The organism is Planococcus sp. RAB007_Raresut (assembly GCF_057369535.1).
Genome location: NZ_JBXYIF010000190.1, coordinates 1 through 253, shown reverse-complemented (window position 1 = coordinate 253; position 253 = coordinate 1). Strand labels below are relative to the sequence as shown.

Below are 253 nucleotides of genomic sequence, written 5' to 3'. Positions count from 1 at the left end.
AAAGTTCATTAACTTGGCACGTTCTTGAATCAAAGGTAAAGCTTCATTTTTATTTTCAAATGTATCTAGCTTATTAATCACCAGAATCACAGGCATATCTGCATTTTTAAGTTTTTCCAAAACGAGTTCATCATTTTGAGTCCACTTCTGAGCATCCACCACAAATAAGACTAAATTTACATCTCGCAGTGCTGAATGTGCGGCGCGATTCATCATCTTGTTAATCGCACGCACTTCTTTTTTATGCATCCCA

Annotated in this window: 1 protein-coding gene; it reads right to left on the bottom strand. The window is 36.4% G+C overall.

Annotated features, from left to right (window positions below; all coding sequences use genetic code 11):
* On the bottom strand, positions 1-253 hold a 253-nt coding region (locus tag AC2Q9J_RS18240), incomplete at both ends, for a GTPase (protein WP_499042133.1).